At 65.2% G+C, this 12,466-nt stretch carries 15 protein-coding genes; 8 read left to right on the top strand and 7 right to left on the bottom strand.

What is annotated here, in order from left to right; translation table 11 throughout:
* The first annotated feature begins 90 nt into the window (after positions 1-90).
* Positions 91-702 (top strand): glutathione S-transferase family protein, encoded by a 612-nt coding sequence (locus ACT2B0_RS12745; RefSeq protein WP_473465412.1) that lies wholly within the window; start codon positions 91-93, stop codon positions 700-702.
* A 106-nt stretch (positions 703-808) separates the two neighbouring features.
* On the opposite strand, the gene ACT2B0_RS12740 is transcribed toward ACT2B0_RS12745, so the two are convergent.
* The 3 genes from ACT2B0_RS12740 to ACT2B0_RS12730 form a co-directional block, all read right to left on the bottom strand.
* Positions 809-1,021, bottom strand: coding sequence for a cold-shock protein (locus ACT2B0_RS12740; RefSeq protein WP_106570547.1), 213 nt, complete (start codon positions 1,019-1,021; stop codon positions 809-811).
* A 451-nt stretch (positions 1,022-1,472) separates the two neighbouring features.
* Positions 1,473-1,931 (bottom strand): GFA family protein, encoded by a 459-nt coding sequence (locus ACT2B0_RS12735; RefSeq protein ID WP_473465408.1) that lies wholly within the window; start codon positions 1,929-1,931, stop codon positions 1,473-1,475.
* A gap of 13 nt (positions 1,932-1,944) precedes the next feature.
* Positions 1,945-2,595 carry a TetR/AcrR family transcriptional regulator gene (locus ACT2B0_RS12730; protein WP_473465404.1) on the bottom strand — a complete coding sequence of 217 codons (651 nt, stop codon included), beginning with the start codon at positions 2,593-2,595 and terminating at the stop codon, positions 1,945-1,947.
* Positions 2,596-2,683: 88 nt separating this feature from the next.
* On the opposite strand from ACT2B0_RS12730, the gene ACT2B0_RS12725 reads away from it, so the two are divergent.
* From ACT2B0_RS12725 to ACT2B0_RS12710, 4 genes are all read left to right on the top strand, one after another.
* Complete coding sequence (locus ACT2B0_RS12725; protein ID WP_473465401.1) at positions 2,684-4,051, top strand: DHA2 family efflux MFS transporter permease subunit; 1,368 nt, start codon at positions 2,684-2,686, stop codon at positions 4,049-4,051.
* 207 nt (positions 4,052-4,258) lie between these two features.
* Positions 4,259-4,495 carry a DUF1344 domain-containing protein gene (locus ACT2B0_RS12720; RefSeq protein WP_473465398.1) on the top strand — a complete coding sequence of 79 codons (237 nt, stop codon included), beginning with the start codon at positions 4,259-4,261 and terminating at the stop codon, positions 4,493-4,495.
* 180 nt (positions 4,496-4,675) lie between these two features.
* Positions 4,676-5,566, top strand: coding sequence for an alpha/beta hydrolase family protein (locus tag ACT2B0_RS12715; RefSeq protein ID WP_473465396.1), 891 nt, complete (start codon positions 4,676-4,678; stop codon positions 5,564-5,566).
* Positions 5,567-5,696: 130 nt separating this feature from the next.
* Positions 5,697-6,269, top strand: coding sequence for a methylated-DNA--[protein]-cysteine S-methyltransferase (locus ACT2B0_RS12710; RefSeq protein WP_473465394.1), 573 nt, complete (start codon positions 5,697-5,699; stop codon positions 6,267-6,269).
* Between the two features lie 35 nt (positions 6,270-6,304).
* Here the strand turns inward: ACT2B0_RS12710 and ACT2B0_RS12705 are convergent, their stop codons facing one another.
* Complete coding sequence (locus ACT2B0_RS12705) at positions 6,305-6,616, bottom strand: hypothetical protein (protein WP_473465391.1); 312 nt, start codon at positions 6,614-6,616, stop codon at positions 6,305-6,307.
* Positions 6,617-6,893: 277 nt separating this feature from the next.
* Between ACT2B0_RS12705 and ACT2B0_RS12700 the strand changes: the two genes are divergently transcribed.
* Positions 6,894-7,745, top strand: a complete 852-nt coding sequence (locus ACT2B0_RS12700; protein ID WP_473465964.1) for an alpha/beta fold hydrolase — start codon at positions 6,894-6,896, stop codon at positions 7,743-7,745.
* 5 nt (positions 7,746-7,750) lie between these two features.
* On the opposite strand, the gene ACT2B0_RS12695 is transcribed toward ACT2B0_RS12700, so the two are convergent.
* Positions 7,751-8,767: a hypothetical protein gene (locus ACT2B0_RS12695; protein ID WP_481658397.1), complete on the bottom strand. Its 1,017-nt coding sequence runs from the start codon at positions 8,765-8,767 to the stop codon at positions 7,751-7,753.
* Between the two features lie 940 nt (positions 8,768-9,707).
* Between ACT2B0_RS12695 and ACT2B0_RS12690 the strand changes: the two genes are divergently transcribed.
* Both ACT2B0_RS12690 and ACT2B0_RS12685 read left to right on the top strand, forming a co-directional pair.
* Positions 9,708-9,923: a hypothetical protein gene (locus ACT2B0_RS12690; protein ID WP_481658396.1), complete on the top strand. Its 216-nt coding sequence runs from the start codon at positions 9,708-9,710 to the stop codon at positions 9,921-9,923.
* 27 nt (positions 9,924-9,950) lie between these two features.
* Positions 9,951-11,276, top strand: coding sequence for a reverse transcriptase domain-containing protein (locus ACT2B0_RS12685; RefSeq protein WP_481658395.1), 1,326 nt, complete (start codon positions 9,951-9,953; stop codon positions 11,274-11,276).
* Between the two features lie 324 nt (positions 11,277-11,600).
* Here the strand turns inward: ACT2B0_RS12685 and ACT2B0_RS12680 are convergent, their stop codons facing one another.
* Positions 11,601-11,897 (bottom strand): CcdB family protein, encoded by a 297-nt coding sequence (locus ACT2B0_RS12680; RefSeq protein ID WP_473465382.1) that lies wholly within the window; start codon positions 11,895-11,897, stop codon positions 11,601-11,603.
* A 21-nt stretch (positions 11,898-11,918) separates the two neighbouring features.
* On the bottom strand, positions 11,919-12,146 hold the full coding sequence (locus tag ACT2B0_RS12675) for a type II toxin-antitoxin system CcdA family antitoxin (RefSeq protein ID WP_156712040.1): 228 nt from the start codon (positions 12,144-12,146) through the stop codon (positions 11,919-11,921).
* Between the last annotated feature and the right edge of the window lie 320 nt (positions 12,147-12,466).

Raw genomic sequence — 12,466 nt, 5'->3', positions numbered from 1 at the left:
CGACCAGAACTATTGATTGGTCAGCCGGTCCCGCCGGCCCGATAGTAACGCTGCGCGATCTGCGCGTTCGGCTCGAAAGGATGGCGGGCAATGATCACACTCTACGGCATGGGCGACAGCGGCAATTGCTACAAGCCGCGGCTTTTATTGGCCAAGCTCGGCATTGCCTTCCGCCATGTCGAGGTGAACTCGCTCGACGGGTCGACCCGGAAGCCGGACTTCCTCGCCAAAAACCCGAACGGCAAGGTGCCGCTGCTGGAGACCGAAGACGGGCGACATCTTGCCGAATCCAACGCCATGCTGCTTTATCTGGCCGAGGGGACGCGCTTCCTGCCGCAGGACCGGTTCGAGCGGGCGCTGGTCTATCAATGGCTGTTTTTCGAGCAATATAGTCACGAACCCGCCGTTGCGGTGCGCCGGGCGCTGTTGGTCTATCCCGAACGGGCGCATCAGCGCACGCCGGCCCGGCTCGCCGAAACGCTGGAGGCCGGCAATAAGGCGCTTGGAGTGATGGAAGACCGGCTGCGCGCGGCGCATTTTTTCGCCGGCGGCGCGCTGTCGGTGGCCGACATAGCGCTCTACGCCTATACCCATCAGGCCGGGCGCGGCGGGTTCGACCTTGGCCTATTTCCCGCGGTTTCGGCATGGCTGAAACGCGTCGAGGCCGATCCCGGTCACGTGCCGATCGACTGGCGGCCGTGAGCGCGGGTCCGAGATCTGTCGCCCGGGCATGAAAAAGGCGGGGTCGGCACCCCGCCTCTTCCATAACGATCACTTGTCGCGGCGCAGGGCGCCGCGCGCAAATGGTTCAGTCGGCAGCCGTCAGGTTGCCGGCCGAGGAGCGGCCGGTGCGGCGGTCCTGCTGGATCTCGTAGTTGACCTTCTGGCCTTCCACGAGATTGCCCATGCCCGAGCGCTCGACGGCCGAGATGTGGACGAATACGTCCGAGCCGCCTTCGTCAGGCTGGATGAAACCGAAGCCTTTGGTCGAATTGAACCACTTCACTGTTCCGGTTGCCATGGTAATTTCCTTCAGATTTGCAACGTCATGTGGCCACGACCCATCGTGGCCGGTGGTATCGAGATTTTGGAGATTGACGTCAGCAAATGCGAGGAAGATCGCAACCTGCCGTATCGATCGGCCGAAATATCAATGGTGACCATATAAAGGTGTGCGGGCCCGCTGGCAAGAAGGACAGTGTGTGGCGTCGACGCGTTAAGGTGCGTCCGGTGGAGCTCCGGAGGCCGGCCAGGCGCGGAAAACCGGCATTCCGGCGTCTTGGCGGCGCCGGGCCGAGGACAGCTTGATGGCATTTCACCAAACAGGACCGGCTCGATGACATCGTGCGTTCAACCGGAATTGTCATGCTCTTGCAGGCCGTTGACCATGTATCGGATCGTTTCGAAACTCGGTTTCGAAGCCCCGGTTCGGTGCCTGATATCACGCTCCCGGCGCTGAATTTCGTTTGACGCTACGTCCCGGTCCACACGGCGAAGTCCCGCATCAGCCCTTCATAGGCCTCGAGCGGCGGAAAGGCCTCGTAACTGTGTGCCGCGCCGGTTTCGGCGAAGGCCAATTTTTCGCTGGTCCAGCTTTCGATGAAGGGTGCGAAGCCGGTCGGATCGTCGAGCATGGTCGGACGCAAATTGACGAACCAGTCCATCCCTTCCGGGCGTGTGAACATCCAGGTCATGCAGCGCGGACAGAAAAAATGTCGTGTCGCGCCGTGCAGGCCGCCGATCACCGCCTCGCCACGGATGATGTGAAACCCTTTGGCCGGGATCGCCGCCGACAGCGAAAAGGCCGACGCGCTCATGCGCTGGCAACCGACGCAGTGGCAGGCCATGGTGATCAGAGGCGGCGCGTTCACCTCGATCCGCACCTGGCCGCAGCGGCAACCACCCGCGCGTGGCAGAGCCCAGTCTGTCATGTCGACCTCCTTGTTACGCCGGCCTTTGGTTTCCGGAACGTGGTGGATTTTCGCCCGGCTTCTTTGTCACACACAACCGGTCAAGCTGGCGTTCCAGATGGGCCAGGGCCGCGGCAGGTTTCTGCTGCCCGACCAGCATCGCGGTGCCGAGGCCGTGGATCAGTCCCAACAGCGCGCCGGCTTCCGCGTCGACGTCGATATCGGCGCGGAACATGCCGGCCTCCTTGCCGTCCGAGAGGATCGCCGCGATCCGCGTCTGTAGCCGGTTGGGCCCCGCGACGAGGCCAGGCCCGGCCAGATCCGGCTCGGTCATCGCCAAAACTGCGTAAGACATCCACATATGATGGAAGGCCCGGCTTTGCGGATCGGTCGGCAGCGCCTCGCGGAACAGCGCGGCGAGTGCGGCGCGTGTGTCGGGCGCATCGGGGGGCGGGGCCAGCCGCCCGGTCCAGCGATCGTTGCTCTCCCGCTCGAGGCGATTCAGTCCGGCTTGCATCAGCCCGGCCTTGGTCTCGAAGTAATATTGCACCAGGCGCAGCGATATGCCCGCTTCGGCCGCCACCGCGCGCAGTGAGACGGCGTGCAGGCCCTGGCGCGCGGCCACGGCGAAGAGGGCGTCGAGGATCATCGCGCGGCGTTTGTCGTGGTCGACGGTTTTCGGCAACGGTCTGGCCTGTGGCGTCCGGGTCGCTTTTTGTGATACATTTGTATCATAAAAATCCGATCCTGTCCCGCTCGACGAAAACGCGACCATGCCCACCACCCCGCCTCCCGTACCCACCCGCCTTTGGGCGCTGGCCGCGACAACCGGCGCCGGCGGCTTCATGGCTATGCTTGATTCGACCGTCGCCAATCTGGCGCTGGAAAGCATCCGCGCCGGTTTCGATGCCCCGCTCGCCAGCGTGCAATGGGTCGCGACCGCCTATCTGATCGCGCTCGCCGTCTCGTTGCCGCTCACCGGCTGGTTCGGTCGCCGCATCGGGCAGGGGCGGCTATGGACGGCAAGCATGGTCGTCTTCGTCGCCGCCTCGCTCTTATGCGCGGCGGCGCAGGATATGGCGGTGCTTGTCGCCGGACGCTGCCTGCAGGGGCTCGCGGCCGGGTTGATGGTGCCGGCCGGGCAAGCGGTGCCGGCCGCCAAGGCCGATGCCCGCCAGTTCGGACGGCTGATGGGCACGGTCGGCTTCGCCGTCGCGCTCGGTCCGGCGCTGGGGCCCGCGCTGGGCGGCTTGCTGATAGAACTCGCCTCATGGCGCTGGCTCTTCTGGATCAATCTCCCGGTCGGGCTGTTCGCGCTTTTCGCCGCGCGGGGGCTGATCGCTGGTGGCAAGCGGGCGGCGTCGGAACGGCTCGACGTGAAAGGGCTGGCGCTTGTCAGCCCCGGTCTTCCGCTCGCGCTTTTCGGAGCGGCCGCGATCGCCGGCACCGGTGGCGGTGTCCTGCCGGGTGTCGCGACGGTTGCCGGTGTGCTTCTGCTTGGCGGATTTTGGCACCATGGACGCAGTGCCGCCGCGCCGCTGATCGATATGCGTCTGCTCGATCGTCCGGGCTTCGGCGCCGCGATCGCGACGGCCGGTCTCACGGGGGCGGCCCTTTATGGCGGGCTGTTGCTGTTGCCGCTCTATTTGCAGCGTGCGCTTGGCCAGCCGCCGGCTCTCGCCGGTCTGATGCTGCTGCTCCTGGGCCTTGGCGCGGCCGTTGCTCTGCCGGTCGCCGGTGCGCTCGTCGACCGGGCCGGCGCGGCCCGGATCAGCCTGGCCGGAAGCGGCCTCGTCGTGGTCGCCACGGCGGTGGTGCCGGGTTTTTTGTCCGTCCTGCCGCTTGCGGGCCTGCTTTTCCTGCGCGGTGCCGGGCTTGCGCTTGCCCAGATGCCCGCCATGACGGCGGCCTACACCCTGGTCGACAAGGCCGAAACGGGCGATGCGGCGACGCTTGTCAACATCGCCCAGCGTCTCGGCGGAGCGTTGGGGGCGATCATCGTCGTCCTCGTTGTGGAAAGCACCGCCGGGGCGGGCGGCTATCGAACGGCCTTCGCCGTGCTTGTGGCCTTTTCGCTGGGCTCGCTGGCGACGGCCCGGTTTTTGCCGGGCGGGCACCGGGTGAAGCGGCCCCCGGCCTAGGGTTGCGATCATTGCTGCGCGACAGCGCCGAATTGCGGCGGAATTCGGTATGGACGATCCGGGAAAAAATATATTTTTCAACCAATTGCGCGTTTGACTCGACAGGAATAGATGCCTGCCGTCCGCTTCGGCGCGGATGAGACGGGCCTGCCCGGAACGCGCCGAAGCGGCGTCTATGACCCCTCATTATGGAATGGAGAAATTCCGATGAAGACGCTTCTCGCCGCCGTGCTCGCCTCGGCTTCCTTCGTGACTGTCGCGCTTGCCGGCGAAATGCAGGGCGTGGTGTCGGCCGTCGACGCCGAGGCCATGGTCATCGTAATGGAAGACGGCGCCGAACTGGCCGTCGCCGACGGCGTCAGCCTCGAGGGCATCGAGCCGGGCACCAGCGTCGTCGTGACCACCGACGATAGCGACACGGTGATCTCGATCGTCGCCGACTGATCTCTGGCGCGACCGTAACGGGCCTGCCGCGGGCCGCCGGCGCGCGGCAGGTCTCGACAAACCCGCCGTGGCTGCTTTCCTGGCCTTGGCGGCGGAAGCCCGGAACGGGAGACGGATTGCCTCCGGTCCGGCACGTGTTATGGCTAAGGGGTTGCGCATCAGCCCCGGGAGGACACCGCCATGACGCTTCGATTGCTCCTTGCCCCCTTCGCCGCCATCGTACTGGCCGCCGCGCCCTGCGTGGCCCTGGCCGCCGAAAAGACCATCAGTTTCGAGGTCGGCGGCGAAAAGGTGGTCGGCACCATGAACCTGCCCGACGGTGTGGAGAAGCCGCCGGTGATCCTGCTTCTGCACGGGTTTACCGGCAGCCGCGACGAGCTCGAGATTCCGGCCGTCAAGGAAGGCGTTTTTGCGCGCGCGGCACGCATGTGGGCTGAAAACGGCATTGCCAGCCTCAGGATCGACTTCCGCAATTCCGGCGACAGCGACGGCGATTTCGCCGACACCACGGTTGCGCGCCAGGTCGAGGACGGGCTGGCCGCGCTCGATTATCTGGCCGCCTCCGGCGCGGTCGACGACGAGCGCATGGCGCTGGTCGGCTGGAGCATGGGCGGCACGGTCGGCGCGACGGTCGCCGGCCGCACCGAACACGATCTCGACGCCGTGGCGCTGTGGGCGCCGGGCAGCAACCTCGCCGCGGCGATGACCTTCGTGCTCGGTCCCGACACCATGAAGGCCGGTTTCGCCAGCAGCGGCGAGGCGGTGAAGGTGACCTTGCCCTGGGGCGCGGAGATCGCGCTCAAGCCGGGTTTTTTCGAAACGCTTTACCTGGTCGATCCGGTGGCGGAGATCGCCGAATATGACGAGCCGCTGTTCGTGGCGGTCGGCACCAAGGACGACGTGGTGTTCCCGCAGCCGGCGTCGGGCCAGGTGCTGCTCGACTATCACGACGGCGAGGAGGAGCTGTTCGTGCGGCCGATGGACCACGTCTTCAACGCCTTTGCCGGCACCGAGATGGTCGACGAGCTGATCGGCGCGACCGGCGCCTTCATCAGCAAGCATCTCGACTGAGGCGCGCGCCTGCCGGTCGTGGCGGGACCTGTCAGCTGGCTGTCGCGGCGCTTTTGAGCGCCCGGCCGCGCCATGATAGTCTTGGCGGTACGAAGTTCGGTTGAACCGGACGCCGACAGGAGGAGCTTTGATGGCGGGCGAGGCGGGCTGGACCGTTTTTAAAACCGGGCTCGGCCTGTTCGGCATCGCCTGGACCGGGCAGGGCCTGTGCCGCGTCTGCCTGCCCGACAGCGACCGGGCCGGATTGAGCCGGCGGGCCGCCCGCGCCGCGCCGCCCGGCAGCGGGCCGGTGCCGATTGAAACGGTACGGCCCGGCTGGGTGCGCGGGCTGATCGCCGATATTCGCCGCTACGCCGCCGGCGAGGCCTGCGATTTTTCCGCGGTGCCGCTCGACCTTGCCGGCGTGCCGCCGTTTCACCGGGCGATCTATCGCGAGACGCTGAAGCTCGAATTCGGTGCGGTCGCCACCTATGGCGAGCTCGCGGCGCGCGCCGGCAGTCCGGGCGCGGCGCGCGAGGTCGGCCAGGCCATGGCCAGGAACCCGGTACCGCTGGTCATTCCCTGTCACCGGGTGCTGGCGGCCGGCCGTAGGCTCGGCGGGTTTTCCGCGCCGGGCGGCGGCGACGCCAAATTGCGCATGCTGGCGCTCGAGGGCGTAAGGCTGGGGCCGCCGCAGCCGGACCAGGCGTGTTTCTCCTTCTGATCTGACGACCGGCCGGCGCGGACCGGGCGCGCGGCTCAGAACGGGTCTTCGTGAAAGATTTTCGGCTTGCACACGCGTACGAAACAGGGCGGGTCGTCGCGGGTCGGGATCCAGCCATTGGCGGCATATTCGTCCCAGCCGCAATAACCGCCATGCAGCACGTAGCGGTCGTACAGCGTCAGCGATGGGTTGCGTTTCGATCCGTAGCGGAAGATCGCCGCGCCCTCGCGCTCCAGGATCGCCCGCGCCTGGCCGCAGTCGAGCGCCTCGGACTGGTAGCGCGCGATCGCGGCGGCCGGCGTCGCGGCCAGCGCGACAAGCAAGGACAGCACCAAAGTCCTGATCATGGCCGCTCCCCTGTGTCGGCCGGCGGCGAAACGCGCCGCGGCCCGAAAAGCCTCGCGCGCGAATGCGGCGGCGATGCGGCAGGCCCGGCCCGCCGGCGGGAACGCCACTGGCCGGGCGGGCGCCGACAACCGGTTTCGCGGCGAAAAAAATCGGCCGATACTGTCGAAACGTGCACTGGCGGTTCGTCGTGAGGTCGCAAGCGGCCGCGGCCGCAGGTTCAATCAGGAGGAAACGATGTCCCGCGCCACACTCTTCGCCGGCCTTGCCGGCTTGGCCATGCAGACGCTCGCCGGCCCCGCGCTTGCCGACGAGGCGCCCGCCGACGAGGCGCCCGCCGGCGACCGGGTCGCGGTCAACGGCATGCAGGTCTATTACGAAAAATCGGGCGCCGGCGACCCGCTGGTGGTGCTGCACGGGGCCTATATGAACATCGAGACGATGGGCGAGATCATCCCGATCCTGGCCGAAAACCACACCGTCTACGCGCTGGAGTTCCAGGGCCACGGCCGCACCACCGACATCGACCGGCCGATCACCTATCCAAACCTCGCCGACGACGTGGCCGCGTTCATGGACGCGGTCGGGCTCGCCCGCGCCGACGTGTTCGGCTATTCGATGGGCGCGGCGGCCGGCCTGCAGCTCGCCATCCGCCATCCCGACAAGGTCGACCGGCTGGTCGCGGCTTCGGTCGCCTATGACGCGCAGGGCTGGCAGCCGGAATTCAAGGCCTTCATTCCGCAGATGACGGTCGAGATGTTCGTCAACATGCCGTTCGCGGAGGACTACAAGCGGCTCGCCGCCGACCCGGACGGCTTTCCCGCACTGGTGGAAAAGCTGATCCGGCTCGAACACGAACCGATGCAATGGGCCGACGACGTCAAGGCGCTGACGATGCCGGTGCTGATCATTTCGGGCGACGCCGACGTCAACACGCTGGAGCACGCCGTCTCGATGCTGCGGCTGCTCGGCGGCGGGGGGATGGGCGACATGGGCAAGCCGCTGCCGCAATCGCGGCTGGCGGTGATGCCGGCGACGTCGCACACCGCGGTGATTACCCAGGCATCCCTGCTTGCCGCCTTCATCGAGCCGTTCCTGAAGGGCGAGACGCCGAAGGGCATGTTCGACTAGCCGGGTCACGCGTCGGAGCGCCCCGTCGCGCCGTCCGCCGTCCCGGCGCGGCCCGCGTCGCGATCGCGGCGCCGGCGCGCCGCCGCGTCGCGAACCGGGGTTTCGCCATCCTCGAACACCAGCGGCTGGCCGGCACAGCGCACCGGCGGCGGGGTCTGCGCGCCGCGGCATTCGGCCTGCCAGAGCACCTGGTTGACCTCGTCGCGGAGCTGGTAGATGCGCTCGTCCTCGATCGGCTCGCAGGGCGGCACCAGCGGAAACAGAAACCCGTCGTTCCAGCGGTCTTCCGGCCGGCGGCCGGCGCAGCGGCGCTTGCGCCGGCACACGCGCAGGCGGCAGCGCCGGTGGTTGCCGAGCCTGGTGCACACCCACTGCATCAGGCCGAGGATGATGCCCATGTTCCTGTAGTAATCGGCGCGCTCGCGCTCGCCGAGTTCCCATTGCGCGTCGGTGCCGAAGCCGCGCGGGATTTCCGGCACCTTGAACACCGGCCAGGGCCGCGGGAATGGTGGAATTTTGCGGGAATTGGGCGCTTGGCTTCGCTCGCGGGCCGTTCCGTCGCTGCGCGCCGGGCCCTGCGCGGGCGCGCCCGACAACGCGGGCGGCCGGCGGTCGCCGGCTTGGGCGTTGAGCGCTTGGCTTCGCGCACGGGCTGTTCCGTCGCTGCGCGCCGGGCCCTGCGCGGGCGCGCCCAACAACGCGGGCGGCCGGCGGTCGCCGGCTTGGGCGTTGAGCGCTTGGCTTCGCGCACGGGCCGTTCCGTCGCTGCGCGCCGGGCCCTGCGCGGGCGCGCCCGACAACGCGGGCGGCCGGCGGTCGCCGGCTCGGCCGTTGGCCGCTTGTTTTCGCTCACGGGCCGTTCCGCCGCTCCGCGCCGGGCCCTGCGCGGGCGCGCCCGGAAAACCGGGCGGCCGGCGCTCGCCGGCTCGGCCCTTGGCCGGAATGTCGCGCCTTGCCTGCGGTTTGCTGCTGTCCATTGCCCATGCTCCATCGCTGCCACGCCCGCCGAAGCGTCTGGCCATTGCGGTCGGGAGACGGCGGCCTTCGGCTCGCTCGCCTTTTTTTGTCGTGCGATCCGAAGACCGCCGCCCGGCGATTTTTCGTCCGCGTCCGTTCCGCTTCCGCCGTCCCTAAAAGGACGGACCGAGTGCACCGTCCGGCACGCGCGGGTCGTCATGCCCGCAGGGGAACCCCTGGACGCGGCCGCCCCGGCGCCGGCTTACGAGGCCGAAACGGAGGCGCCGGTTCCCCTCCGCGCAATCACCGTCATGATCGGCGTTCCCGCGAGAAGAACTGGGCAAAGGGTAAGGGAGGCGGCGAGGGGCGTGGATGAAAAAATGCGCGGGGAATGGGGAAGGGAGTGTTCGGACAGGGGGTTGGCGGGGGGGGGGGGAGGGCTTTTTCGGGGCCGAGTTCCTACCTCACGCTAGCGACTGGCGAGGTGTTATCTCGACCGCCGTCATTGCCGGGCAAATTTTGACCGAGATAGACACATGCTTATCCTTTGGGTTTGAGGCGGTTTACCGTAGCAATAGACACGGTATTTGGCGGGAGGTGTTCTCAGAATGGTCACAGATCTCCGCCATACAGTAATTCTTTGGGGATAGTACTGCATCGCGCTTGACGTGCTGCCGCCGATGTTCCCATAATGTTCGCGCTGGCTCTAGCAGGGAGCGCGGCAGGCGGGATGACCGTCGAGATCGAGCGGACCTGCTACGGCGAGGCGATGGCGCAAGTCGTCGCCCCTATTGTGCGGCAAGGGCCGAAAGGTTCCGCTGCGGAGTTCAGCGCCCGCTTGCCTGATGAGACTAAGATAGCCGGAACCTATACCGTTAGGGGTACCTGTTGGACGGCTACTCGCTTTAGTTTCACCTGGAGGTGGGAGAGGTTCGCGCCATTTCGCCTCTTGCTTAACGCCTTAAAAACGTTACGCTTCTCATAGGAGGCCATGATGCGTGAACCATGCAAAAACGTGCCAACCCGGCACGGGTCGGCCAGCGGCGACGCTTTGCGACAATTCTGGTCGGACTGGCTCTAGCAGGGAGCGCGGCAGGCGGGATGACCGTCGAGATCGAGCGGACCTGCTACGGCGAGGCGATGGCGCAAGTCGTCGCCCCGATTGTGCGGCAAGGGCCGAAAGGTTCCGCTGCGGAGTTCAGCGCACCGTCAGGCGGGTGAGGTGAACCAACAGGACCCCAGAGACGCGTGCCATCCGATCTCGTCAAAGCAGTAAGGCGCCTAAGTAATCTCGAACACGCGTGGAGCGTGATCCAAGGCAATGGCCGCAGTTCCAGATCAGAAAAAGTTCGATTGGAACTCGAAATTTTTGCCGAGGACGCGCCTGGCAAACTTCGATCCCTTAAAGGAAAGCTCGGTCAGCGATCGTTTAAGTTCATGCCTGCGGAAGGGATACCAATCCCTAAAGTGGATGCCCAAGGGAAAAGTACAGGTAAATTTAGACCAATCGTTCTCGCCCCTGTTGAAAGCCGCATCGTCCAACGGGCTATTTTGAATGTTCTGTCAGATGTCCCCGATCTCCAACCTTATATAAAGACCCCCTACAGCTTCGGCGGTATTAGGGGAGAGCGTGGGTCGCGGGAAAATAGAAAAGAACGAAGCGAATCCGTTGCCGCTGTACCAGCTGCAATCCGAGCCGTACTGAACGAGATCAGCGGCGGCGCACGCTTTGTTGCGAGTGCCGATATCCGATCGTTTTTCACGCGGATTTCGAAAGATGCGGTCACTAGAATCGTCTCCGAAGCGGTAAAAGACGAGGAAATGACTTTGCTCTTTCGCGAAGCGATCGACGTCGAGTTGTCAAATATGGCTCAACTTAGAGAGAAGGCGGCAGATTTTCCGGTAGAGGAAATCGGTGTTGCTCAAGGAAATTCCCTCTCTCCGTTGCTCGGCAATATAATCCTGTCTGAGTTCGATAAAATAATGAATGATGGCGATTGCAAATGCATTCGTTACATAGACGATTTCATAATACTCGCTCCTTCGAAAAAGGCCGCTGGCGCACGCCTGCGTAAGGCGGTCGAAATTCTTTCTAGTTTAGGGATGGAGTTGTCTCCTGAGAAAAGCTCCAAAGGCGGTGTTTCAATTGAGGAGGGGTTTGATTTTCTTGGTATAAATATTTGTCGTGGTGCCATAAGGCCCAACTCACAGGCACGAGCAAAGATTGTGCATTCCGTTCGAACGGCTTTCGACGAGAGTCTAAAAGCCATGCGCAGCGTTCAGAACGGTCAGCCATTTAATAGTGCATTCTCTCTGGCGAGTACTTTTAGGCGTGTTGATGGAATGATCGACGGATGGGGAAAACACTATTGGTTCTGCAACGACAAGCATGTTCTTGATAACCTTGATCAAAAATTCAGTGAGTTGATACGGCGATATCTGGGTGAGTATGCAAATATTCGAAATTATTCTCCCAAAAGTAATCATCAGATGTTTTTGGGAATATCAGAATTGAGAGCAATTCCTCGTGAACCATTCGCCTATCCGAAGCTGGCCAAGGTGGAGAAGACCTGAAAGTCAGATAGCGTGATGAGACGACTTGGATTTCTTCTGACGCATGGAGCGCGTACGCGGCATTGTTGGTCAAGTCGCCTTGCCACACACGGTGGATGACGAAACTTGACTGTCGGCAGCCAGTGAAACAAGCGCGTCAAGCGGGAGTCGCCCTGAACCGTTTTTATCCCCTCTCTTGCGTTTTCCAGGCACGTGCTCGGGGACAAGCCCCTCGCACATGCGGGAAAACGCTTTCTCTCCCGCAAGGGGAGAGATAGGGCGCCGGCGCGCGTTGTCGCGGCCCCGGCGGCGAATGCCGGCCGTGGCGAAAAGCGCCGACTTGCCTCAAAATCCGTGAAACAGCATGTCGAGCGCGGCGACGATGCGGTCATGGTCCGGCAACAGGTTCGCCACCGGTTCGCCGAGTTCGGTGCGGGGGACGGCGGCAAGAAACTGCGTCGCCATGACGTGGGGGGCGCCGTCTATGGCCAGGACCGGGTTGAGACGCGCGGCGGGGATCGGCGCGCGGTCGCGCGGCAGGAGGGGGACAACCACGCGCGTGTTGAGCCCGTCCAGAAGGTCGTTTTGGACGTCGAGCAGATAGGCGTCCCGCTGCCGCATTTTGTAGACGTCGTAGCGCATCCGGTGCGGCCTTCGCCGTTGTCAGAATTGCCGGTAGCGGTCGAGCGGCAGGCCGTGGGCCTCGACCCAGGCATTGGCGCTTTCGAGCGCGGGGGCGTTTTCGGCGCGCCAGCGCCGGGCGCGCTCTTGCGCGATCGCACGGCCGATTCCCGCCTCGGCGGCACGGGAAAGGTTGATGTCGAGCGCGCGCGCCTCTGCAACAAGGGCCGCGTCCAGCGAGAGATTGGCCGATTTGCGGGGGGTATTCATGCGCATAATCTATGCGCGTGGGGGCCGGAGGGCAAGGCGGAGCTCGGGAGGCGGGTTCAGGCGGCGTTGGCCATGTCGCTGGCGGGCGCGGCGGCTGTGCCCTTCGTACCCCTCTGTCCTGCCGTCGGCCGGGTCCCCGCTGCTTCGTAGCGTGCCTGCGCTCGCCGGCCTTCCATTGTGGCGCCGGCACGATGGATACGCTCCGCCAACCGGCTGCTCGTCCCCCCCACACAAGGGGGAGATCGGCCAAACGGTCCCCATCCCCTCTCTTGCGTTTTCCAGGCACGTGCTCGGGGGCAAGCCCCTCGCACATGCGGGAA

Source organism: Nitratireductor sp. J20-h4 (assembly GCF_056780505.1).
The sequence above is the reverse complement of the archived record's forward strand: the minus strand, read 5'-3'. Positions and strand labels throughout refer to the sequence as shown.

What these genes read in the sequence shown, in the direction of transcription:
- ACT2B0_RS12745 (WP_473465412.1), top strand. Translation starts at nt 91, where the DNA reads ATGATCACACTCTACGGCATGGGCGACAGCGGCAATTGCTACAAGCCG.
- ACT2B0_RS12740 (WP_106570547.1), bottom strand. Translation starts at nt 1,021, where the DNA reads ATGGCAACCGGAACAGTGAAGTGGTTCAATTCGACCAAAGGCTTCGGT.
- ACT2B0_RS12735 (WP_473465408.1), bottom strand. Translation starts at nt 1,931, where the DNA reads ATGACAGACTGGGCTCTGCCACGCGCGGGTGGTTGCCGCTGCGGCCAG.
- ACT2B0_RS12725 (WP_473465401.1), top strand. Translation starts at nt 2,684, where the DNA reads ATGCCCACCACCCCGCCTCCCGTACCCACCCGCCTTTGGGCGCTGGCC.
- ACT2B0_RS12720 (WP_473465398.1), top strand. Translation starts at nt 4,259, where the DNA reads ATGAAGACGCTTCTCGCCGCCGTGCTCGCCTCGGCTTCCTTCGTGACT.
- ACT2B0_RS12715 (WP_473465396.1), top strand. Translation starts at nt 4,676, where the DNA reads ATGACGCTTCGATTGCTCCTTGCCCCCTTCGCCGCCATCGTACTGGCC.
- ACT2B0_RS12710 (WP_473465394.1), top strand. Translation starts at nt 5,697, where the DNA reads ATGGCGGGCGAGGCGGGCTGGACCGTTTTTAAAACCGGGCTCGGCCTG.
- ACT2B0_RS12705 (WP_473465391.1), bottom strand. Translation starts at nt 6,616, where the DNA reads ATGATCAGGACTTTGGTGCTGTCCTTGCTTGTCGCGCTGGCCGCGACG.
- ACT2B0_RS12700 (WP_473465964.1), top strand. Translation starts at nt 6,894, where the DNA reads ATGCAGACGCTCGCCGGCCCCGCGCTTGCCGACGAGGCGCCCGCCGAC.
- ACT2B0_RS12695 (WP_481658397.1), bottom strand. Translation starts at nt 8,767, where the DNA reads ATGGCCAGACGCTTCGGCGGGCGTGGCAGCGATGGAGCATGGGCAATG.
- ACT2B0_RS12690 (WP_481658396.1), top strand. Translation starts at nt 9,708, where the DNA reads ATGCAAAAACGTGCCAACCCGGCACGGGTCGGCCAGCGGCGACGCTTT.
- ACT2B0_RS12680 (WP_473465382.1), bottom strand. Translation starts at nt 11,897, where the DNA reads ATGCGCTACGACGTCTACAAAATGCGGCAGCGGGACGCCTATCTGCTC.
- ACT2B0_RS12675 (WP_156712040.1), bottom strand. Translation starts at nt 12,146, where the DNA reads ATGAATACCCCCCGCAAATCGGCCAATCTCTCGCTGGACGCGGCCCTT.